This window comes from Vagococcus sp. JNUCC 83 (assembly GCF_053667615.1).
Map to the genome: position 1 here is coordinate 1,910,495 of NZ_CM132204.1, position 23,300 is coordinate 1,933,794.

At 34.0% G+C, this 23,300-nt stretch carries 18 protein-coding genes; 5 read left to right on the forward strand and 13 right to left on the reverse strand.

Going from position 1 to position 23,300, the window contains the following annotated elements; all coding sequences use genetic code 11:
• Window positions 1–31 precede the first annotated feature (31 nt).
• The 3 genes from JNUCC83_RS09255 to JNUCC83_RS09265 are packed head-to-tail and all read left to right on the forward strand — an operon-like array spanning window position 32 to window position 3,199.
• The gene (locus tag JNUCC83_RS09255; protein WP_454459755.1) at window positions 32–985 is read left to right on the forward strand and encodes a glycosyltransferase family 2 protein; all 954 of its coding nucleotides are present in this window, start codon (window positions 32–34) and stop codon (window positions 983–985) included.
• A 2-nt stretch (window positions 986–987) separates the two neighbouring features.
• A complete protein-coding gene (locus JNUCC83_RS09260; RefSeq protein WP_454459756.1) occupies window positions 988–2,766 on the forward strand; it encodes a hypothetical protein in 1,779 nt (592 codons plus the stop codon).
• A complete protein-coding gene (locus tag JNUCC83_RS09265) occupies window positions 2,759–3,199 on the forward strand; it encodes a GtrA family protein (protein WP_454459757.1) in 441 nt (146 codons plus the stop codon). Before JNUCC83_RS09260 ends, JNUCC83_RS09265 begins: the two co-directional genes overlap by 8 nt.
• A 10-nt stretch (window positions 3,200–3,209) precedes the next feature.
• Here the strand turns inward: JNUCC83_RS09265 and JNUCC83_RS09270 are convergent, their stop codons facing one another.
• The 6 genes from JNUCC83_RS09270 to JNUCC83_RS09295 form a co-directional block, all read right to left on the reverse strand.
• Complete coding sequence (locus tag JNUCC83_RS09270; protein ID WP_454459758.1) at window positions 3,210–4,091, reverse strand: MurR/RpiR family transcriptional regulator; 882 nt, start codon at window positions 4,089–4,091, stop codon at window positions 3,210–3,212.
• A gap of 109 nt (window positions 4,092–4,200) precedes the next feature.
• On the reverse strand, window positions 4,201–5,901 hold the full coding sequence (locus JNUCC83_RS09275; protein ID WP_454459759.1) for an IS1182 family transposase: 1,701 nt from the start codon (window positions 5,899–5,901) through the stop codon (window positions 4,201–4,203).
• 185 nt (window positions 5,902–6,086) lie between these two features.
• Window positions 6,087–7,046 carry a siderophore ABC transporter substrate-binding protein gene (locus JNUCC83_RS09280; protein ID WP_454459760.1) on the reverse strand — a complete coding sequence of 320 codons (960 nt, stop codon included), beginning with the start codon at window positions 7,044–7,046 and terminating at the stop codon, window positions 6,087–6,089.
• Window positions 7,047–7,065: 19 nt separating this feature from the next.
• Window positions 7,066–7,824 carry an iron ABC transporter ATP-binding protein gene (locus JNUCC83_RS09285; RefSeq protein ID WP_454459761.1) on the reverse strand — a complete coding sequence of 253 codons (759 nt, stop codon included), beginning with the start codon at window positions 7,822–7,824 and terminating at the stop codon, window positions 7,066–7,068.
• On the reverse strand, window positions 7,821–8,777 hold the full coding sequence (locus JNUCC83_RS09290) for an iron chelate uptake ABC transporter family permease subunit (protein ID WP_454459762.1): 957 nt from the start codon (window positions 8,775–8,777) through the stop codon (window positions 7,821–7,823). The genes JNUCC83_RS09285 and JNUCC83_RS09290 overlap by 4 nt, the downstream gene beginning before the upstream one ends.
• A complete protein-coding gene (locus JNUCC83_RS09295; protein ID WP_454459763.1) occupies window positions 8,774–9,721 on the reverse strand; it encodes an ABC transporter permease in 948 nt (315 codons plus the stop codon). The genes JNUCC83_RS09290 and JNUCC83_RS09295 overlap by 4 nt, the downstream gene beginning before the upstream one ends.
• Window positions 9,722–9,863: 142 nt before the next feature.
• Between JNUCC83_RS09295 and JNUCC83_RS09300 the strand changes: the two genes are divergently transcribed.
• Complete coding sequence (locus tag JNUCC83_RS09300) at window positions 9,864–10,325, forward strand: DUF1694 domain-containing protein (protein WP_454459764.1); 462 nt, start codon at window positions 9,864–9,866, stop codon at window positions 10,323–10,325.
• Between the two features lie 309 nt (window positions 10,326–10,634).
• The gene (gene trpB, locus JNUCC83_RS09305) at window positions 10,635–11,819 is read left to right on the forward strand and encodes a tryptophan synthase subunit beta (RefSeq protein WP_454459765.1); all 1,185 of its coding nucleotides are present in this window, start codon (window positions 10,635–10,637) and stop codon (window positions 11,817–11,819) included.
• Window positions 11,820–11,956: 137 nt separating this feature from the next.
• Here the strand turns inward: trpB and JNUCC83_RS09310 are convergent, their stop codons facing one another.
• The 7 genes from JNUCC83_RS09310 to JNUCC83_RS09340 all read right to left on the reverse strand — a co-directional run bounded on the left by JNUCC83_RS09310 (window position 11,957) and on the right by JNUCC83_RS09340 (window position 23,289).
• The gene (locus JNUCC83_RS09310) at window positions 11,957–13,333 is read right to left on the reverse strand and encodes an aldehyde dehydrogenase (protein ID WP_454459766.1); all 1,377 of its coding nucleotides are present in this window, start codon (window positions 13,331–13,333) and stop codon (window positions 11,957–11,959) included.
• A gap of 99 nt (window positions 13,334–13,432) precedes the next feature.
• Complete coding sequence (locus tag JNUCC83_RS09315; RefSeq protein ID WP_454459767.1) at window positions 13,433–14,275, reverse strand: HAD family hydrolase; 843 nt, start codon at window positions 14,273–14,275, stop codon at window positions 13,433–13,435.
• A gap of 74 nt (window positions 14,276–14,349) precedes the next feature.
• Window positions 14,350–15,825 carry a glycoside hydrolase family 1 protein gene (locus tag JNUCC83_RS09320; protein ID WP_454459768.1) on the reverse strand — a complete coding sequence of 492 codons (1,476 nt, stop codon included), beginning with the start codon at window positions 15,823–15,825 and terminating at the stop codon, window positions 14,350–14,352.
• Window positions 15,826–15,867: 42 nt separating this feature from the next.
• Complete coding sequence (locus JNUCC83_RS09325; RefSeq protein ID WP_454459769.1) at window positions 15,868–17,757, reverse strand: beta-glucoside-specific PTS transporter subunit IIABC; 1,890 nt, start codon at window positions 17,755–17,757, stop codon at window positions 15,868–15,870.
• A gap of 129 nt (window positions 17,758–17,886) precedes the next feature.
• Window positions 17,887–18,768: a PRD domain-containing protein gene (locus tag JNUCC83_RS09330; protein WP_454461357.1), complete on the reverse strand. Its 882-nt coding sequence runs from the start codon at window positions 18,766–18,768 to the stop codon at window positions 17,887–17,889.
• 169 nt (window positions 18,769–18,937) lie between these two features.
• On the reverse strand, window positions 18,938–21,220 hold the full coding sequence (gene gshAB / locus JNUCC83_RS09335) for a bifunctional glutamate--cysteine ligase GshA/glutathione synthetase GshB (protein WP_454459770.1): 2,283 nt from the start codon (window positions 21,218–21,220) through the stop codon (window positions 18,938–18,940).
• 128 nt (window positions 21,221–21,348) lie between these two features.
• Complete coding sequence (locus JNUCC83_RS09340; RefSeq protein WP_454459771.1) at window positions 21,349–23,289, reverse strand: PTS fructose transporter subunit IIABC; 1,941 nt, start codon at window positions 23,287–23,289, stop codon at window positions 21,349–21,351.
• Window positions 23,290–23,300 lie beyond the last annotated feature (11 nt).

A 23,300-nucleotide genomic window follows, 5' to 3' on the forward strand; every position in this document is an offset into this window, starting at 1 on the left:
TGTTTTTATCGGCTCTCAAAAGGAGTAAACTATGACAAAAAAAATATTATCTATCATTGTTCCTTGCTATAACGAACAAGATACAATCATTCCCTATGTTACCCGCATGACAGATATTGAAAAATTATTACCCAATTTAATATTTGACTATTGGTTTATTAACGATGGGGCTTCAGACAATACACTAGAGGTATTAAAAAAAATTGCTAGCACATCTTCAAGATATAATTATCTTTCTTTCTCTAGAAATTTTGGCAAAGAATCCGCTCTTTATGCAGGGTTAGAACATGCTAGAGGTGATTACATTACAGTAATGGATGTTGACTTACAAGACCCACCAGAACTATTGCCTGAGATGGTGAAACTCTTAGAACAAAAAGAACATGACTGTATTGGCACACGAAGAGTGACTCGTGAAGGAGAACCTAAAATCCGCTCATTTTTTGCCAAACAATTCTACAAAATAATCAATAAAATATCTGATGTTGAAATTGTAGATGGTGCACGAGATTATCGTTTAATGACACGCCAAATGGTAGATGCCATTTTAGAGTTAAAAGAATACAATCGTTTTTCTAAAGGAATCTTTAGTTGGGTAGGTTTTGATACTTACTATTTAGAATTTGAAAACGTTGAACGAGTTGAGGGAGAAACATCTTGGTCATTTTTTGATTTATTACAATACTCCATCAATGGTATTATTTCATTTTCTGAATTCCCATTAAAACTCTCAACTATTTTGGGATTTATTTCATTTGTTGCTTCCATTATTGCTTTAATATTTATTGTGATTCGAGCGTTAATTTTCGGTGATCCAACATCTGGGTGGCCGTCACTTGTCTGTATTATTCTCGCTTTAGGTGGTTTACAGTTACTTTGTTTAGGAGTTGTTGGGCAATACCTTGGCAAAACCTTCCTAGAAACAAAAAGACGACCTATTTATATCATTAAAGATAAAAAAATGTCACCTTTAGAGGAGGACTAACAGTGGTTAAACTAAAGGACGTTATAAAAAAAGGTGCTCCTTTTACCGTAATTGCCTTAGTCGCTCTCTTTATTCTACTGCCACAGATTAACACGCGTTTTATTCCTGTAGGCTCAGATATTTCCTTTCATTACAACCGATTTTATGATCTTAGTGAACAAATAAAACACGGAAATTTCAATTACTTTATGTCTTTATATGGTTTCAATAGTAGCGGTCGTATTATCAATGCCTTGTATGGCTATGATATTGCCTTTTTAAATGGCTTTATCTTATTTATCACTCAATCATGGTTGAAATTTCAATTAGTCTCGTCTTTTATTTGTCTGTCTATTGCTGGAGTTGGGATGTACTTTTTAATGCGTTCACTTCATTGTAAAGCTAAACTAGCAACTGTTGGAGCAGCTATCTATATGGCATCTGCCCCGATTATGTATTATGCACGAGCACTTGGCTTTTCAAGTTGGGGAGCGGCATTTTTACCCTTTGTCTTCATACAAGCCATTCGTGCCGTTAACAACAAACAACACCCGATTAATCCTATTTTTTTAGGTTTATCAATGAGTTTACTTGTAAACACTCATACATTGAGTGCTGTTTTGGCTGTTATTGCTATTATCCCTTTCTTTTTAGTAAGCTTCATTCAATCTAGCGAAAAAATAGCTTGGATCAAAAATTTATTTCTATCTATTTTACTATTTCTATTTTTATCACTAAATACCATTGTGGCATACCTAGATGTTTTTCTATCAAATAATATCTTACAGCCATTTATTCCTAAATCATTTATTACAAATTCAACTTTCATCTCTATAACGGATATGTATGGCAATCGTAACATTGGTATTTTTTTTGGGACACTGTTCATTTTTCAATTAATTTATTTTATCAAAAACATAAAGCATTCAACCTTATTAGAAAAGTTAATGACAACTGTTGGCGGTATCTTTTTACTTATCTCTACATCACTATTTCCATGGGATAATATTGTTGAATCTATCCCATTTTTATCAGTTATTCAATTTCCTTTTCGTTTTTCAGTGATTGCGTATATCTTACTAATCCCAATGTTTTTAATCACTATTGAATCGTTTAAATTAAACGTATCTCATAAACAAGCAAATATTTTATCGATGGGCTTAATGATATTCATTGGATTCATTCTAGTAGAAGCAAATAGTAACATGGTAAAAAATGCACAACGTTGGCAAGAGGACCCTGTAGCTATGGGAAATAACCGATCAAACCTTATTGAAAAAGACCCTGACATTATAAGAAATAATCTTCGTTCACCAGATTTAACGAAAATATTTGATACGATTGAAAAAGGTACCCCAGATTATTTACCAATTTCAAAAGAAGTTACAAGTCAAGAGATTTATCAATCAATCGAACCCTATGAACAATATGAAAAAGAGATTTTTGATAATCAAAAAAATATTGAAACAAGTATCCTAACGAATGGTTCAATAAAATTAACTTGGAATAATAAAAAAAATACAACCAAGAAAAAACAACTGCCATTAATTGTTTACAATCATAGTATAATCAAACAAAATGGTAAAATTCTGACTAAATCTGATTACTCTACTTCTGAGATTGGTAGTTTAATCATTACACCAAAACCTGGCATAAATACTATCACACTATCATATAAACCATTTATTAATATGACTTATGTTATAGCGATTAAACTGATGGCAACATTATTTGTAATAATTTATTGTTCAAGGCAGGCATACTTCACATTATTTAAACGAAAAGAGAGAAACAATGACTAAATTTAAACATTTTTTTACCAAAACATTAGGGTTATCTGATACCCTTTTTGAGTTATTTATGTATATTGTCATGGGTATTTTTACTACCCTTATCAATATTATTATTTTTTATGTAATGGAAAACTTGCTACACATTAATTATATTATTTCTAATGTCATCGCTTGGGTGTTCTCCGTTTTATTTGCTTATTTGTCCAACAAAAAGTATGTCTTCGCCCACGAAGAAAACAAATCGTTTATCAATATCAAAGAGATGATATCCTTCTTTTCTTTCCGATTATTATCACTGGGTATTGACACAATCGTACTATTCTTATTAATCCAATGGTTAAATCAACAACCTATGATAGCAAAAATAATTAGTAATATCGTTGTATTAATAGCAAACTATGTCTTCAGTAAGTTTATAATCTTTAAAAAACCATCAAGCTAAGCTCATTGACTTAACTTGATGGTTTTTCTTTTTTATTTGTTCTTCGTTTATAATTATCAACTAATTTTCGTGATTCACGTATGTTAGCCATATTTTTATCATATTCCTCTAGTACATAAATATGAAACAACAAATCAATCAAAATAAATTGAGACATCAGCGAACTCGTTGCGGCACTTCGTAATTCTGCTTCTTTTGACTTGACTGTTTGTAGGGATAAGTCCACTTTTTTACTCAATGAATTCATACCAAATTGTGAAATACCAATAGTTTTTATACCATTTTTTTTAGCGATATGATTAATTTCTAATACTTCAGATGTTTCACCTGAATTTGAAATACCAATGAATATAGAACCTGGCACAGCAGATGTTAAACTGGCAATTAACAAATGAATGTCTGCTATACAAATACATACTTTACCAATTCTATTCCATTTTTGAGCAATATTTTCTGCCACAAGGTAGGATGACCCGATACCGTAAACATACACAAATGGTGCATTAGATATTAAAGAAACCGCCTGTTTTAGAGTATCATCACTTACAAGTTGGACTGTTTCCTGCATGGACTGATACGCATTCCCTAATAGTTTTGCTTTAACGTCTGATATTTTTTCATTTGGTAAAATATCTGAGTACTCTTTTGGTACTTCCCATTGTTTTTCTGCTGATAACGCCATCTTTAATTCAGGAAAGCTTGGTATACTAATAGATTTACAAAAGCGTATAACAGAGGCTGGACTAGTCTGGGACTCTTTTGCTAGCTCGCTAGCAGTCATTTTAGTGACATCCTCTGGTCTTTCTAATACTAAATTGGCTATTTTTTGCTCAGAATGTGTCAAATCATTGTATAAACTCTCAACCCTTTGATGAATGTGTTTACTTTTCATAATAATACCTTTCTCATACGAATAATAATAATAATAACCGTCAAATATTTAAAGTTTCCTATTTTAAAACAAAATTACATTTTTATTATACAGTTAACGAAATAAAATTTCAATAGCCATTAAGTGTTATTTTTATGAATAAAAAAAGAGGCTGACCCAAAAGTCTCTTTACAGAAAACAAGCATTCCAAAATGAAACCTCTCATTTCAGAATGCTTGTTTTTTCGTGATCTCTTACTAATATCCTTCCTATTTTTTCTCAGTTTTCTTAAATTTAGTGCCATTAACGCAAATCCCAGCTCCTGTGAAATCTTATCTTTTCCTCTTACAGAGAATCGATTGAATGCCAAATTAGCCTTCAGATTTCCAAAGGCTGGTTCAACATCTATTTTTCTTTGACGGTATATTTCTCCTGTGACATCCTCTTTCAAAAGCTCTCTTACGTGAGCTTTAAAATATTCCCAATTCCCATTTCTTTGAATCACTCGATTTTTACTACTCTTCGCACGAGTACATAATGCTCTAACTGGGCAATTTAAACAAGACTCACATTCATACATTTTACGTTGTCTTTTGAATCCAGATTTATCCGCTCGAGTAGAGTAATTTCTAAATTTGACGTCTCGATTATTCGGACAAATATAAGTATCTGCCAATTCATTATAAATCCAGTTATCTGGAATAAATGGATTTTGTTTGTATTTTTTAGTGTGTTCTTTCTGATACATTGTATAAGTAATTAATGGAGTTCTTTCAAAATCATCCAAAATTGCTTGATAGTTTTCTTCACTACCATAACCTGCGTCAGCCACAATGTATTTAGGTAAGTCAAAATAAGATTTCTTGATAGTATCTAAGAAGGGAATCATTGTTTTAAAATCCGTTGGATTTGAAAATGTTTCATATGCTAAAACGTATTGATGATTGGTTGCAATTTGAACGTTATATCCAGGTTTTAACTGACCATTCATCATGTGGTCATCTTTCATTCTCATAAAAGTGGCATCATGATCTGTTTTAGAGTAGCTATTTCTACCGTTATAAATATCATGTTGTTCTTTATATTTTTGCTTTCTATAGATAAAGTCAGAAAAAGCTTTCAATGCTTTTTTAGGCTCTTTACGCTCAGAACGAAGTTCTTTTCTCTCTTGAACATCTGAACTCTTTTCAATTTTAGTACTTAAATCACTTACTTTCATTTCCAATTCATCAATGATTTGTTTTAAATTTTCTGTGTTTAACTCATCATCTTCTGAACAAATAGATGGAATAATTTGCTCTTCTACAAGTTGTTGATAATAGGACTTTGACTTCTCTCTCAAAGATTCTTCATAACGTTGTGTGCTCTTTTTCCAAACGAAGGTATATTTATTTGCGTTGGCTTCTAACTTTGTTCCATCAATAAAAATAGCTTCTTCATCAATTAATTGTTGAGAAACAAGCTGATTTCTAAATTGAATAAAACATTCTTGAAGTATCGGTTGAACCAGTGGGTTCACTCTGAATCGATTAATTGTTCTGAAGTTAGGTGTCTGTGATTGCGTTAACCACATGGCACGAATGCTATCTTTAGACATAGCTTCTATCTTTCTTCCTGAAAAAATAGATTGAGTGTAGCCACACAGAATAAGCTTCAACATCATTTTTGGATGATAAGACGAAGTTCCCATTCGATGCTCAAAAACTGAGAACACATCCACAGGGATACTTTCTACTAATTCATCAATCGCAAAAGCGATATCATTTTCTTCTAAATAAATATCTAAATTCAGTGATAAAGTAACCTGTTTCGTGTTATAATTCTTATACATAAATAGCACTCCTTTTTAGTTGGTTTCGTCACTTTAATTATATAGGATAGTGCTATTTTTTACGTCAAAAAAGGAAGAAAATCGAAAAAAGATTTTCTTCCTTTTAGTTTATTCTAGAGACTTTTGGGTCAGCCTCAAAAAGTCTAACTTTTAGGGTTCGCTACAGTGCCCTCTTTCTTATATAACTATTTATATGCTTTTTCAACATCTTCCATCATAATACGAGTTGATTCAATACCACCACTTGCAAGATACCAAACATCTGGTGTAAGACTAATGACTTTTCCATCTTTACCAGCAGTCGTTTCTTTTACTAAAGCATTATCTGCGACATTATTCTTACTTGTATCTCCTCCAATTGCTTTGGTACGGTCAACCACAAATAAAATATCTGGATTCTTTTCTAACACATATTCGTAAGACACTTCCTGACCATGTGATGATGGTTTTATTGTGTCATCAGCTGGTAATACGCCGAATCCTTCATAAATAATACCAAAACGTGACTCTGGACCAAATACAGAGAGTGACCCTTCGTTTACTAAACTCATTAGACCTTTTTTCCCACTATCTTTAGCCGTTTGTTCTAATGTTTCACGTTGTTTCGTCAATTCTGCTACTTTTTCTTTGGCTACTTTTTCAGAATCAAATACAGTCCCTAGTGTTTCAATATTTGTCATGGTTGATTCCCAAGCTTTTTTATTATCAACTGATAAATAAAGAGTCGGAGCAATTTTTTCTAATTCTTTTTGCATGTCTTGTTGACGTCCTGAAATAATAATCAAATCTGGTTGCATCGCATTAATTTTTTCCATGTCAGGCTCTTTAATTCCACCTGCTGACTCAACATTTTTATAACTTGATAAATAAGTTGGTAATGTTTTCAATGGTGCTCCCACCACTGTATCTGACTTGCCAAATTCTCTAATCGTATCCAACGCCCCCATATCAAAGACCACTACTTTTTTAGGGTTAGATGTTAATTCTAAGTTTTTACCATTACTATCAGTTACGGTCACGACATCTTGTTTCTCACTTGATGAGTTAGTTGTGTCACTTGATTGTTTTTCTGCTCCACATGCTCCTAATACGACTAATCCAGCGACTAGAACCCCTACTAAACTCCATTTTTTTAATTTTTTCATCCGTCTATCTCCTTTTAATCTATTCATTAAAATATAAACAAAATCGTTTTCCTTCTAATTCGCATACTCTCATGTTCATATCATATAACTCGTCTAATACCTCTTTAGTAATAATCTCTTCTGTTAAGCCTGCTTTAAATATTTTACCGGCTTTCATCGCGACAATGTTATCCGCGTAACTTGCAGCAAAATTTATATCGTGTAAAACAATCACTACTGTCTTTTTAGCTTCATCAACCAAACGTCGAATAGTTTTCATTAACATAACTGCGTGATTCATATCTAGATTATTTAAAGGTTCATCTAAAAATATATAATCCGTATCCTGAGCTAAGACCATCGCAATATATGCTCGTTGCAACTGACCTCCTGATAACGTATCGATTGTTTCATCAGCCAACTCATCTAAACCTAAGTAAGATAGAGACTCTGAGATTTTCTCTTCATCTACTTTAGTTAACCTACCTTTACTATGAGGAAATCGACCAAATGCGACTAACTCTCTGACAGTTAATCTTAACTGTACCCCATTAGCTTGTTTTAATATGGATAATTTTTTAGCAAGTTCATGTTGATTCCAAGCTTTCACCTCCTCACCCTCTAGATAAATAGCACCTTTATCTTTATCTAACAGTCGGCTCATCATACCAAGTAAGGTACTCTTTCCAGCTCCATTTGGTCCAATAAACGCTGTCAGTGTCTCAGGCACAATGTCATAATCCACCGAGTCAACAACATGTTTTTCACCATACTTTTTAACTACTTTTTCAATATTCACTGTAATGTTTTCCCCCTCTCGGCAAGCAATTTCCAAATAAAATATATCCCACCACTAAATTCAATGACTACACTTAATGTGGTATTCATTTGAAAAACATGTTCGACTAAAAATTGACCTAAAACTAGCATCAATATACTGAGTAATGTCCCTGAAATAAATAGTAATCGATGTTTATAAGCTGGTAACCATTGATAGGTGATATTAGCAACAATAAATCCTAAAAATGTAATTGGACCAATCAAAGCAGTTGATAACGCAACACTTAAACTAATCAAAAATAAAATAAACCAACGAAACTTTTGAACATTAATCCCCAAATTAATTGCTTGACACGTTCCCAAATGAAACACATCCAGTGTTGGAGAAACAAGCCAAAATAAAAGAATAAGTCCAACAACAATTGGAATCACAATATATAGTAGGGAGACATCTACATTTGAAAAACTAGCAAAAAGTTTTCCTTGTAACTTGTCATATTCATTAGGATCCATTAACACTTGTAAAAAAGTACTTACACTTCTAAAAAACGTGCCGAGTACCATTCCTATCATTAATAGTAAAAATAAGTCTTGGGTTTCTTTTCTCAGTAAAAAACCAAATAATATCACACTAAATATAACCATCAAGCCAACATTTAAACCAAACATCATGAATGGGTGATTTGGCGTCTGACCAAAATAAAAAAATAACACTGTTTGAACCAAAACATACAATGAATCAAACCCTAATATACTTGGTGTTAAAAAGTGGTTTTGAGTAATCGTTTGAAAACTAATGGTCGAAAAACTTGTTAAGCATCCGACAATCACAAATGCTAATAATTTCTTTCCTCTAATAGATAAAGCAAATTGCCAATTGCCATATGTTTGATAAGTCATGAATAAGCCAATACTCAATAATACTAAAACTACCAATGATAATAACCTAATATAAAGTTGTTTCGTCTTCATTTCTTTGCCCCCTTTACGAGTAAGATGACAAAGATCAAACTACCTAAAGCCCCAACAATTAAACTAACGGGAATTTCATATGGTGGATAAATCACGCGGGATAATATATCAGCTAATACTAAAAATAGACTTCCCACAATAGCCGTCAGCCACAAAGTATCTTTCATATGGTCTCCTAAAAATAACGATACAATATTGGGAATAATCACTCCAAGAAAAGGTAGTCCACCAATGGTCACTAAAATCACGCTACTTGCAACAGATACTAGTAACAGTCCACCTAAATGAATCAGGCGATAATTCATGCCGATTGAAATAGAAAACTCTTCACCCATTCCAACAATCGTAAACTGGTAAGCATACAAATAACAAATGACTAAGACTGGTACAGTAACGTATATAAGCTCATAGTTACCTTTTGAAATAGTTGAAAAACTTCCTTGTAGCCATGACGTCATATTTTGAATCAGCTGATACTGATAAGCGAAAAAAGTCACAATCGATCCGACAATATTACCAAACATTACCCCAACAAGGGGAACCATTAATTGATTTTTCCCAGGTAAAATACGAATCAATTGAATAAATAACACCGTTCCTAAAAAAGCAAAGATAAAAGCAATTAGAGATTTCGTTAAGATTGTTCCACTTGGGAAAAATAACATCGCAACAAGCATCCCAAGGCGTGCACTGTCCATCGTTCCTGCTGTAGTCGGCGACACAAATTTATTTTGTGTTAAATGTTGCATGATGAGCCCCGACACACTAATGGTTGCTCCTGCAATCACCAAACTGATTGTACGAGGCACTCTTGTGTTCCATAGCACAAGTGACTGCATATCTGTCAGATGAAATATATCCTTAATAGGAATGCTTTGAACACCAATAAATAAAGATAAACTTGCTAATAACAGTAAAGACATTATAGGTATCAACTTTTTCATCAAAACTCTCCTAATTGATAATGATTTTCATTTACAGTCAATTCTATCCAAATTCACCTCTAATTGCAATATGTTTTCACAAATTTTTCTATCCGTTTTTATGTTATACTTAAAGTAATTGAGCTATAAAGGGGTGAAAACTATGGGAAAAGATATTCAAGATTATCTAGACAAAGGACTGTATGGCTCACCACAATTAAAGCCAGATGAGCAAAAAAAATATCTTGGAACTTTTAGAGAACGTGTCGTTTTTATCTTATCTTTATCTGATTTAACTGCGTCTCAATATGAAGAATTTGCCAAAAAACAATTTAATGATTATCCTGATGGCACTCTATTAGTCAATGCTTTAGTCAAACCAGCTATTCAAAAAGAATTAATTCACTTAACTCAAACAAGTAATATTCTATTAAAATTAGTTGATACTGAAAATACGACGTTGACTCCTAATACGATTGTAGTTGTCTACTCTCTAAACCATGCAATTAATAAAGAAGATATTGAATTACCTCTAAAAAAACGCTCCACTCAAACTGCAGATTCCGTAAAAGAAAATAAAACCTCATCTGGTGGATTTTTAAGCCATCTTTTTTCAAAAAAGTAGGTTTTTAGTTGATTTACAAAAAAAGTAGTGATATATTACTACCAATAATATAAAAGAAAGGATGATCATCATGATATTAGCAACACACAGAAAAACATGGCAAAACTGGCAAAGATGAAGTTGTGTGTATGCTAAATTTGGCATAGATGCAACTTTTAGAGTACTTTCTAAAAGCATCTATGTCGGTGATTATCTCTAAAGAATAGATAAAAGAGCACACCGTCTACTTATAAGACGGTGTGCTCTTTTTTTAGAAGTACTCTCTTAGTTAACTATCGATTAATATTATATAACAAGGGAGAAATTATTATGAAAAACAAACAAGGATTTTTTGGAAATTACGGTGGTCAATTTGTTGCACCAGAAGTTAAAGTTGCTTTAGACAATCTAAATGAGTTTTATTTAACTATCAAAGACACACCTGAATTTCAAACAGAGCTATCTGAATTATTGACAGATTATTCTGGTCGTCAAACTCCTCTATATTTTGCCGAATCATTAACTAACCAATTGGGTGGTGCTAAAGTCTATTTAAAACGAGAAGATTTGAATCATCTTGGGGCACATAAACTAAACAATGTCTTGGGACAAATTTTGCTAGCTAAATATATGGGAAAAACGAATATCATTGCTGAAACAGGTGCCGGCCAACACGGTGTTGCTACAGCAGCGGCGGCAGCAAAATTCGGAATGACATGCACTGTTTTTATGGGTGAGGAAGATATGAGGAGGCAAAAGTTAAATGTTTTTAGAATGGAGTTACTAGGTGCCACTGTTCAAGAAGTCACTCAAGGTAACGGTACGTTGAAAGACGCTGTTGATGCTTCTTTTGACTATTTTGTTCATCATTTAGACGACACTTTTTATGTATTAGGTTCAGCAGTTGGCCCACATCCTTATCCGACTATAGTAAAAGATTTTCAAACAGTCATTAGCAAAGAGGCCAGAAAACAAATACTCGAAAAAGAGGGCCGATTACCAGATTACGTGATAGCTTGTGTCGGTGGTGGTTCAAATGCGATTGGGGCATTTTCTGAATTTATACCAGATGAATCTGTGCATTTAATCGGTGTTGAAGCTGCTGGAAAAGGTGTTGATACTTCTGAGCATGCGGCAACCATGACAAAAGGCTCTATTGGTATTGTTGATGGAATGAAAACATATGGTTTGTTTGATCAAGACGGTAATATATCACCTGTTTATTCCATATCTGCTGGTTTAGACTACCCTGGTATTGGACCAGAACATGCCTTTCTAAAAGATACACATCGAGCGAGCTATGTCCCAGCAACGGATAAAGAGGCTATTGATGCATTTGTGACTTTATCAAAAGCAGAGGGAATTATTCCAGCGATTGAAAGTTCCCACGCTATTGCTGAAGCAATCAAATTAGCACCTACTCTTGATGAAGATAATATTATAATTATCAATGTTTCTGGACGTGGCGATAAAGATATTGAACAAGTTGCCAATTATTTAAATATTACTATCTAAAAAATGAGGCTGACCCAAAAGTAAGTTTTTAAATGAAAATCACTAAACTAACAAAATAGAAATCCCATGAAGTCAGTGTTTTAATAAACTGATTTCATGGGATTTTTCTATTTTAAGACTTTTGGGTCAGCCTCATTTTATTTTAACACTCGCTTTATCCATTTTAAATGTTTGTCTGTATAAGGCGGGTAAATAAATGGTGTATCTATTTTTTTAGACGTTAATACTGCTCGTTTATGCGAAAATGTGTCAAAACTATATTTACCATGATAGTTTCCAATCCCAGATTCTCCTACTCCACCAAATGGTAAATGACCTGAGACAAGATGAAAAATAGTATTATTTATGCTCACACCTCCAGAAGATGTTTGATGAAGTATCTTATCTTGCTCACTCTTATCGCGACTAAAAATATAGAGTGCAAGAGGCTTAGGACGGTCATTAATATGGTTAATCACATCATCCAATGACTGATAAGATATAATTGGTAACAATGGTCCAAAAATCTCATCTTTCATCAAAGGAGATTCCCAAGAGGCAGCATATAATGTTGGTTCAACATAGCAAGAACTAATGTCGTAAGTCCCTCCAACGATTAACTCATCTCTTGATTGTTCCATTAAAGTAACTAGTCGCTTAGTGTGTCGTTCATTAACAATTCGTGAAAAACTCGAACTTTGTTTTATATCCTCTCCATAAAATCGCAGCAATGTTTTTTGACATTGGCTTATAAACTCTTCTTTTACGGATTGCTCTACCACAACATAATCTGGAGCAACACACGTTTGTCCGGCGTTCATCATCTTCCCATATATCACCCGTCTAGCAGCTAGAGGTATATCTGCTTTGGAGGTAATAATCGTAGGGCTTTTCCCCCCTAATTCAAGGGTAACAGGCGTTAAATGCTCCGATGCTGCTTTCATGACACTCTTTCCAACTGATGTACTTCCTGTAAAAAAGATATAGTCAAAGGGCTGTTTTAATAACTCGATTGTAGTATCTTTTTCACCCAAAAAGATATCCACATAAGAGGATGAAAATAATTGATGAATCATTTTCTCTATAACTTTCGAAAAAGTTGGAACAAGCTCTGATGGTTTTAGGATGGCTGTGTTACCGGCCGCAATCGCTCCAACTAATGGTTCAATTAATAATTGAAAGGGGTAGTTAAACGGACCAATAATCAACACGACACCATAAGGTTCACTAATCACACGACTTTTGGATGGTTGTAAAAACAAAGGAGTCCTTCTTTTTTCGTCTTTCATCCATTTTTTTAGAGATTTTTGTGTCATGCGAATACTATTTAAAACAAAGCCAATTTCTGTTGCGTAGGTTTCTAGTGGATGCTTCCCTAAATCTTTTCTTAATGCCTCAATTATCTCTTGTTCATAAGAAATAATTCCTAACCTCAGTTTTTCTAATTGTTCTAAACGAAATGATAATTCTTTAGTTTGTTGCGAGTAAAAGAACTCACGTTGTAATGTATGTGTTGAAGGGATGGTTCTGTTCATAGAATATCGTCTCCTTACTATCAAGTCTTCGTTACTCATAGTGTAGCAAATAAAAAAGAAAAAAACTGTCTATTGTTTTTTTCTTTAAAAGTTATTTAATTAAATCCAGCCATTTTTCTTTAAACTTTTAGCAATCCCGTCATCATCGGCACTATCAGTTACTTCAGAGGCAATTTTTTTTAAATTATCTGTGGCGTTATCCATAGCAATGCTATAATCCACTGCTTCAAACATCACGATGTCATTGTCACCATCCCCAAATGCTATCGCTTGATGTTTAGCCATCCCTAACCTATCTAAAACAAACTCAATGGCATTTTTTTTATCAACACCTTTTACAGCAATTTCTCCACTTTCTGGGCCAAACAACTCAACTGTCGAATGATACATATGGCAGTCATCACCAAATTTTTTGACGATATCAGAAAAAGGGACCGTATTGTTAATAAAAGACATTTTGTTAACTGTTTTATAATCAACTTCATCATTTTTATGATTTTCAAGAACTTCCTCAAACCACGACATCTTATCTACTAAAACATCATATGGCTCACCCGTTTTTTCAGAAATAGTTTTCATCTCTTCTCTGATTTTACGGACACAATTCTCACTACCGAACAACCCATCATTTGTTTCTAAATAATAGCCTATATCATTTTCAGCAAAACACTCAAGTACTTTCTTTACAATGGCCTCATCCATCGTTTGATGTTTCACCACTTCATCATCCATCACGATATAACCACCACCAGCACCAATAATTCCATCAAATCCTACATCTAATATATCTTCTAAAATTTCTGGCTTAGAACGACCAGTACAAATATATGTTAAGTTTCCTTTATCTCTAAAAGCTTGAATGCTCTCTTTACTTGAAGTAAGTACTTGCCCACTGCTATCACAAAGTGTGCCATCTATATCAAAAAAAGCTATTTTTTTCATCATTATTTCCCCCTTATTTAGTATAGCGCTAAAAAAGCAAGTCTAGATAAATTATCTAGACTTGTCCTGTCATTTTATAAATTTTCACCATTAGATTCAATGACTTCTTTATACCAATAGAATGAATCTTTGCGATATCTTTCTAGACTACCATTTCCTTCATCATCTTGATCTACGTAAATGAAACCATATCGTTTACTCATTTGTGATGTTCCACAACTGATTAAATCAATACATCCCCAAGTTGTGTATCCCATCAAATCAACACCATCTTTAATGGCTTCTTTCATTTGTTCAACGTGTTGGCGAATGTAATCAATTCGGTAATCATCATGTATCTTACCATCTTCTGTTAATTCGTCTTTTGCCCCTAAACCATTTTCACAAACAAATAATGGTTTTTCATAACGATCATATAATTTCATCAATGAAATACGTAAACCGATTGGGTCAATTGGCCAATCCCATTGCGATAATTCTAGGTACTTATTTTTAATTGGGCTATCAAATGATCCCGCAAGTTTAGCTGCATCTTCTCTAGCTTCTGTTACGTGAGACATGTAGTAACTAATCGCCACATAATCAACCGTACCTTCTCGTAAAATCTCCTCATCGCCTTCTTCCATAACCACGTGGATATCATTATCAGCAAAGTATCTTGCCATATAAGTTGGGTATTCACCGCGTGCTTGAACGTCTGGGTAGAACATGTTTAGTTGATTTGATTTTAGTGCTTGTAATTGATCTTCTGGTTTTGTTGTTAGAGCATATGACTCAATTTGGTTAATCATACAACCTATTTGTGCGTCAGGAATAATTTCTTTACATGCTTTAACAGCTAATGCACTAGCTAAAAACTGATGATGTGATGCTTGATAAGTTGCTTGTAGTTTTTCTTCTGGTGCGATTAAATCTTCTAACACACCTGCTCCTGTATACAAACTATTTAAGTTCATATTCATTTCATTAAATGTAATCCAGTATTTTACCTTTGATTTATAGCGAGTTAAAATGACACGAGCATACTTTTCAAATAATGGGATTAATTCACGGCTTACCCAACCATTATATTTTTCAGTTAATGTAATCGGCATTTCGTAATGTGACATGGTCACAAGTGGTTCAATACCATATTTTGCACACTCATCAAACACTTTATCATAAAATGCTAACCCTTCTTCATTTGGTTCTGACTCTAATCCTGTTGGGAAAATTCGTGCCCATGAAATAGAAATACGGAATGTTTTAAACCCCATTTCTGCCATTAATGCAATATCTTCTTTATAACGATGGTAAAAATCAATTCCCCAACGTTTTGGGAATAAGTATTTTTCTGGGTTTTCTTTGTATTCAGCTAATTCTTTCGATGTTACGTTGAATGTAAAGTTATCTACTTTACCCGTTGCATATGGGTCTTTATAAGCGGCATAATCAGATGTTGATAGACCTTTTCCGCCCTCATTATATGCTCCTTCAATTTGGTTGGCAGCTGTTGCGCCACCCCATAAAAATCCTTTGGGAAATCCTGATTGTAGTTGTAATTGTTTCATTAATAATTCCTCCTATATGTTTTTTATCTATAGTTAATTTATTTAGCTAACAACAATTAAGACATCTTCTTTTCCAGCCGTGACTGCATCCCCTTCACCTATAGCTGGTACAACATCTAAAAAGTTTGGCGTATTCGTTACAATGATTGGTGTGTATAAGCTATAATTACCTTTTTCAATAACTGTTCGATCAAATGATAGTAATTTATCGCCATGTGTCACCACATCACCTTCTTTAACAAAATACTCAAACCCCTTCCCTTCTAACTCGACTGTGTCCAAGCCGACGTGAATCAATAATTCGACACCGTCGTTTGATACTAGACCAATCGCATGTTTTGTTGGCGTCGTCATAGTAACAGTGCCATCAAACGGCGCATAGACGAAATCTCCTGTCGGAATAATACCGATTCCTTTACCAACAACGCCTGAGGCAAATGTATCGTCCGGACACGTCACTAATTCTTGTACTTCACCTGTCAATGGTGATAAGACTTTATGAGATTTGTCTTTAGTAATCGTTGGTTGATTTACTGGTTGATTCGAAGTATCCTCCGTAGTTTCTTTTTTATCTCCTAAGTCAAATGGCACAAGCATCGTTGCAATTAATCCAACAAAGAAACTTGATAATACACCAACGACTGCCCATAAAAAGTTATTTGTGCCATTTTCAATATAAGTTGGTAAAGCTAATAAACCTGGCACAGCAAAACTAAATGTTTTAACCACAAATAGTCCATAAATCGCTCCTCCAACTGCTCCTCCGGCCATACTAGCGTAGAAAGGTTTTTTCAATTTCATCGTTACCCCGTATATTGCTGGTTCTGTAATACCAAACAATGCTGGAATAAACGCTGAAAAAGCAATTTGCTTCATTTTTTTATCTTTTGTTTTTATAAATACACCTAACGTTGCTCCAGCTTGAGCTAAGTTTGCTACTAAGTTAAGTGGCAATAACATAATGTCATATCCTAATTTTCCAAGGCTGGCAAACGTTCCTGGGAAGAAGGCATAGTGCATACCAGTTACCACAATCAATGGCATTAAACCACCCATTACCGCTCCGGCTACTGGACCAGCAACACCAAATAACTTCGTAAAGAACATTTCTAAATATGTACCAATAAATGTTCCAAGTGGTGCGATAAAGGCTAGAACCAATGGCGCTGTAATCAATAAGGTCAATAACGGTACAAAAATAATCGTAAGTGATTTTGGTACAAGTTTTTTCGAATACTTCTCAACATAACTCATTAACCAAACACCTAAAATAATTGGTAAAACAGATGACGCGTAATTATTCATCGGGATATTTAAAAACCCTAAGAATGTTACACTGCTAACCTCTCCGGCATCTGCAAGAGACATAATTTGCGGATACATTAAAATACCGGCTAATGCTCCTGCAAGCGATGGATTTGTTTTAAATTTATTTGCCGCTGAAAAAGCTACTAGGAATGGTAAGAAATGGAACGTTGCATTAGATATCGCATCCAAAATCATATATGTTTGACTTTCAACATTCAGCATACTGGCCCAAACAAGAATCGCCATGATTCCTTTTAACAACCCACTACCTGTAATAGCGGCTAATATAGGTGTAAAAATACCAGAAATAACATCAAAAATTTTATCCAACACATTACCAGAAGACGTTTGTACACTACCATCTTCGCTTACTATATTTCCATGAGTAATATTGTCAACCTCACTAAACACATTTGCTACCTCACTACCAATAATGACTTGAAACTGGCCACTTTGAAATTGTGCGCCCATTACGCCGTCTAGTTGTTTGATAACTTCTATATTAATTTTTTTACTATCTGCCACATTAAATCTTAACCTTGTAATGCAGTGCCAATTTTGAGTGATATTTTCCTTACCACCCATTTCTTTTATAATATTTTCTGCTAATTGACGATTATCCATCGTTCTTTCCTCCTGGGATATCTATTTAAACTCATTTTTTTTAAATAAAAAACCTAAACAAACAGACGTAACACCTTTTCAGTGTTTACGAAATGCTTGTTTAGGTTTATGCCAATCATTGTTGCACGCCTAATCCAATGCTTGAGTATCTGAAACAACTCGTTCTATATGTATAATTAAATAAATCAATTCATCATTACTTACATCAATATCATAATCTGATTTTAACATCTCTTTTATCACCAAACTACATGCATAGCTTTTTGGGTACTGCTCTTTAATAATAGCAAATAATTGTTCATTTTCATTGCTTTGTGGTGCTTTGTTATGCAGGTGACGATTCATAAAATAGCGAATGTGCGTCACAAACCGTGAATAATTCAAGCTATCTTTTTTCAAAGAAACATTAAATAGAGTTTGGATACTTTTTACAATGCTCTTTAAAATCTTTGTGATAAAGATTGTTTCATCCATTGTCTCTACACCGTCTTGTGCGTTAACAAAGTGAAGTGCCATAAACGCCGCTTCTGATGAGGGCAACGATATATCTAAATCAGTTTCAATTTGTTTTATAGCATCTTTTCCTAACTCATATTCTTTTGAATAAAGGAAAGGAATCTCCCACTGCATCGTATTTTCAGGCAAATCAATGCCTTGATTTTGACGGTCGATTGCACATTGTATATGATCCGCTAGAGCAATCATCAAACTGCCATTTAGTTTTTTATTCAACTGTGTTTCCCCATATGTTACAATTTTTTCTGTTACATCTAGGACGTCTGGTTGAATACTTTCAATAATAGCAACCATATTTTGGTTATTCTTACTTAAAAATGTCTTAGTAACAAGTGATTCATCTACTAAATCATTCTTTTTCTTTTTAAATCCAATACCTTTACCAAACAATACAAATTCTTCGTCATGTTCATTTACCGCTAACACTAAGTTATTATTCAAGGACTTAACTATCGATAGAATTGAAATCACCTCTTTTAAGGAACAAAAAAACACCAAATCAAAGTAGACCTTTCTACAATGGATTTGGTGGTGCCTGATCGTATCAGTTACACTCCGTCTGTTCTATAAATTTAATATACCATCTTTAGAAAACGTTGTCAATCATAAAAAAATAAAATAATCCGGATTTTTTATCCAAATTATTTTATTTTTATGTATCTGTTTAATTATTTAATTCTGGATATAGTAATAACAAGACATCCATTGTCAAACGTTGTCCCTCACCTGAATAAGGATAAATATGCATATGCATCGCCGGATTAAAGTTTGCTTCTATGATTCCATAAGTCTGGGCATCATTTTTTTCACCCTTAATAGAGCTATCGGGAATAATCAAATCAATTCCACAAATCTTAGCTCCTAACGCCTCTACGGCAGATTCAGCGATATTTTTATAACTTTCTGCCATATTTTCAGTAACATCAAGTGAATCTCCACCAGTACTAACATTAGAGTTTTCACGAAGATACACGCGTTGGTCTTTATTTGGAATACTTGTGGCAGTTAATCCTTGCTCTTTTAACATTAATTCCTCAATATCACCAAGCTGGATTCTTTCTAATGGCGCTCTATGGTGCGTTCCTCGCAAGCTATCTTGATTTTTTTCAGCAACCAATTCAGCTACAGTATGTGTGCCATCACCTAACACATTTGCTGGTGTTCGTAACATCACTGCCCTTGTTTTTCCATCTAATACAAAGAAGCGATACTCAGTTCCTGGAAGGAATTCTTCAACCAAAATGCTGTCATCTTCACTAAATGCTATACGAACAGCTTCGTCATAATCTTCTTTTGTTGCTCCCTCTTTAAAAATAGAGATTCCTAAACCATAATTCGTGGTTTTAGGTTTTACAACAATGGCACTATCTTTAAAAATAGGATACGACACTAACGCTTCCTCTACCGTAGAAAATTCTTTTCCACCTGGCACATGATATCCAGCACTGGCTAATATTTTTTTAGTCACGGTTTTATTTTCCATCATTAAAGGCACAATATAAGAGTCTTTACTTGTCATATTAGCATTTTTAACATACTCAATTCGGCCATTAAAAGATAATTTTAAAAATTGATCCAAGCGATCTAGAACAGTTACCTTAACCCCTTTTTGGATAGCGTCAAACATAAATATTTGCGTTGATAGCTCCATGTCACGATATCCAGCCAACTGATAAGGTTTTTCAAATGCTTGATTATAATATAAGTCAGCGAAGTAACACCCTAACTCTTCATTTGTCAAAGATTTTTCCATCATTAATGATAGCATTTTTCCGGATAATGTATTTAGAGGTTTAGATAACGATTGAGATGCATCTGATAAAATATCAGAGCAATCAAACAGTGTGACCAATTGAGCATTAGTTTCCGTCATTTTTTCTAGCAACCAACAACCCTCATCGTGTAAAAATGTCTTATCAAATGGGTGTTCTAATGACACTTGATTATTATATTTTGTTCCTAAATCTAGCATGGTTTTTGCATCATTTGACTCTTCATCTAAAAACAATAATGTTAATAAAAATAAATGTAAAAATCGCAACGTATCACTAGAAACTCCAATACGTTCAAAAGGATTCAAATCAATATTTCGAATCTCAATATAACTCACACCATGAGTTAAAAGTTCTTCCACATTATCACTTCCTCTTAGTCGAACAGAAGAGTAAAATTCTTTGGTTTCAATTAACTCACCATTGTCTACTAATTCTTCCAAGTCAGCAACATATTGTTCGATTGTTTGATACGACACTTCTATTTCTGGACGATTCGTATAACCATACTCGCTATTTCGAATGCTTCTTACCGGTTGTTTAGGTGCTTTATCTGTGAAATATCCTTTATCCGCATAAGGACTAGCACCAAACAAATACGTAATCAACCAACGATAGCGTAAATATTGTCGTGATACTTTTAGATAAATAGCCGTTCTAAAAGAAGTAAAGTCACTAAAGTCAGATTGTGCTTGGTAAAGAGCCATTAATAAATCATGTGAAAATTCAAAATTATAATGAATGCCACTCACCATCTGTTTTCTTTTACCGTATACCTTTGCTAGGTAGCGACGATAGTTGATATCTCCTTGATGTTCTAATTTCGCAATTTTTATATCCCTGTCATCTTCAGGTAAATCAGGTGGCATACTGATTGGCCACAATCTTTCCCCATCTTCCATCGAGCGCATAATCACATCATGTAAAGCTTCTAGCTGATCTATTGCACCTTTATCAGTATCAAATACTTGTGTAATAAGTTCTGTTTGCGTCTCACTAAAATCTGTTTGAATATATGGATGATAGCTACGACTGCCTAATGATGTTGGATGATCTGTTGCCGCTAGCTCTCCATTAGATGTGACACGTTGGCTTTCTTTTTCTAATCCTATTTTAAACCCAGAAAGAACGGATTGGATTCTTTCATCAGTTAAATATGTTTGTAAACTTTTCATTTTAATTGACCTTTTCCCTTTGTCGTTTCTATAAAATATTATATCATCCAATGTTTTCATTCCATAATTTTTTGTTTATCCCACATAAAAAAAGTCAGCCATCTAACTACGATGACTGACTTATTGTTTTAAGCTTTTGCTTGTTTTCTCTTAAGAAGTGTTCCTAAAACAATCGCACTAACAAATGCTCCAAGAATAATAAATAATAGATACATTAACGGATTGCTTACTAAGGCAATAACAAAGATACCACCATGAGGAGCCATTAACTTAATACCTAATGATCCTACTAAACCACCTGTTAACGCTGCTCCAACCACAAAACTTGGAATCATACGTAATGGATCAGATGCGGCAAATGGGATGGCACCTTCAGTAATGAATGAGAATCCCATAATTAAGTTTGGTAAAGCTGATTCTTGTTCTTTTTTAGTAAATTGATTTTTAAATAACATAATTGCAATAAAGATTGCTAATGGCGGAACCATACCACCGGCCATAACAGATGCCATAACCACACTACCACCACTTTCAACAGTTGCTGCAAGTGTTCCTGTACCAAACAAGTAAGCTGCTTTATTGATTGGTCCACCCATATCAATAACCATCATACTTGCAAGTAATGCACCTAGTAACGCAGCATTTCCACCTGATAAGTTAGCTAAAAAGTTATTCAAACCATTATTGATAGCTGACATTGGGATATTAATAAATAACATTAAGAACCCTGTAATTAACAAACCAAATACTGGATAGAATAAGATAGATTTAATACCATCTAAAGCTTTAGGTAGTCCTTTGAAGATAAATTTTAAGAAGACAATCACGTAACCAGCTAAGAAACCACCAACTAATGCTCCTAGGAAACCTGAAGGAACAGTATCTGTTAATTGTCCAAAGGCAACTCCACTTGCTGACATCGCACCTGCTGCAAATCCAACCACTAAACCAGGTCGATCAGCAATACTTGATGCAATAAATCCTGCTAAAACTGGTAACATAAACCCAAAAGCTGTATCTCCAATTGTTTTAAAGTATGCGGCAATTGGATTATATGTTCCTAGTTGACTTAACTGATCTTGTGGCACACCAATCATTTGGTCGATTAGGAAAGCCAAAGCAATTGCAATCCCACCACCAATAACAAATGGTAACATATGACTAACACCATTCATTAAGTCTTTATAAATTTTAGCGCCAACTGAGCCAGAACTTGTTTCCTCGCCCTCTGATTCACTACCACTTGATGAGTGATGATATACCGAAGCACTTCCGTCAGTTGCTAAACGAAGTAACTCTTCTGTTTTCTTAATACCATCACTTACTGGACGATTCACTAATTTTTTACCATCAAAACGTGCCATTTCAACATTTTTATCAGCAGCGACGATCACACCAGCAGCTCGTGCTATTTCATCATCTGTTAATCTATGTTTAACCCCTTCAGACCCATTTGTTTCAACTTTAATGTTGATGCCCATTTCTTTGGCTTTATTTTTCAATGCATCCTCAGCCATGTATGTATGTGCTATACCTGTTGGACAAGCCGTAACAGCGACAACAAATGGTGCATCTTTTACTTCTTCTACCACTTCTTTTTCTTCTTCATCTAATTTTTTCTCTGCCTTATCAATGATTGATAACACTTCATCAGATGTATTAGCAGCTTTTAAATCGGAAATCATACCTGGATTTAATAACAAACGAGATAAACTAGCTAAAGCTTGTAAATGTGTGTCGTTAGCACCCTCTGGCGCTGCAATCATGAAAAATAAATAAGTTGGTTGCCCATCTAATGCTTCATAATCTAATCCATCTTTACTTCTTGCAAACAAGACAGTTGGTTTAACAACAGCTGAATTTTTGGCATGAGGCATGGCAATCCCGTCACCTAAACCTGTAGTAGTTTGAGCTTCTCTGGCTAAGATACCTTCTTCAAACACTTCCTTGTTATCAATTCGACCTGTTTCATATAATTTATTTACCATCTCAGTAATGGCACTTTTTTTATCTGTGGCTTTTAAGTCTAAAATCATACACTCTTTGACTAATAAGTCATTAATTTTCATGTTACTTCCCC

Excerpts from the sequence above, each read along its gene's own strand:
- JNUCC83_RS09315 (WP_454459767.1), bottom strand. The coding sequence starts at position 14,275 with ATGAAAAAAATAGCTTTTTTTGATATAGATGGCACACTTTGTGATAGC.
- JNUCC83_RS09270 (WP_454459758.1), bottom strand. The coding sequence starts at position 4,091 with ATGAAAAGTAAACACATTCATCAAAGGGTTGAGAGTTTATACAATGAT.
- JNUCC83_RS09310 (WP_454459766.1), bottom strand. The coding sequence starts at position 13,333 with ATGAACAGAACCATCCCTTCAACACATACATTACAACGTGAGTTCTTT.
- JNUCC83_RS09325 (WP_454459769.1), bottom strand. The coding sequence starts at position 17,757 with ATGGATAATCGTCAATTAGCAGAAAATATTATAAAAGAAATGGGTGGT.
- JNUCC83_RS09275 (WP_454459759.1), bottom strand. The coding sequence starts at position 5,901 with ATGTATAAGAATTATAACACGAAACAGGTTACTTTATCACTGAATTTA.
- JNUCC83_RS09295 (WP_454459763.1), bottom strand. The coding sequence starts at position 9,721 with ATGAAAAAGTTGATACCTATAATGTCTTTACTGTTATTAGCAAGTTTA.
- JNUCC83_RS09290 (WP_454459762.1), bottom strand. The coding sequence starts at position 8,777 with ATGAAGACGAAACAACTTTATATTAGGTTATTATCATTGGTAGTTTTA.
- gshAB (WP_454459770.1), bottom strand. The coding sequence starts at position 21,220 with ATGAAAAGTTTACAAACATATTTAACTGATGAAAGAATCCAATCCGTT.
- JNUCC83_RS09265 (WP_454459757.1), top strand. The coding sequence starts at position 2,759 with ATGACTAAATTTAAACATTTTTTTACCAAAACATTAGGGTTATCTGAT.
- trpB (WP_454459765.1), top strand. The coding sequence starts at position 10,635 with ATGAAAAACAAACAAGGATTTTTTGGAAATTACGGTGGTCAATTTGTT.
- JNUCC83_RS09255 (WP_454459755.1), top strand. The coding sequence starts at position 32 with ATGACAAAAAAAATATTATCTATCATTGTTCCTTGCTATAACGAACAA.
- JNUCC83_RS09340 (WP_454459771.1), bottom strand. The coding sequence starts at position 23,289 with ATGAAAATTAATGACTTATTAGTCAAAGAGTGTATGATTTTAGACTTA.
- JNUCC83_RS09320 (WP_454459768.1), bottom strand. The coding sequence starts at position 15,825 with ATGAAACAATTACAACTACAATCAGGATTTCCCAAAGGATTTTTATGG.
- JNUCC83_RS09280 (WP_454459760.1), bottom strand. The coding sequence starts at position 7,046 with ATGAAAAAATTAAAAAAATGGAGTTTAGTAGGGGTTCTAGTCGCTGGA.
- JNUCC83_RS09300 (WP_454459764.1), top strand. The coding sequence starts at position 9,864 with ATGGGAAAAGATATTCAAGATTATCTAGACAAAGGACTGTATGGCTCA.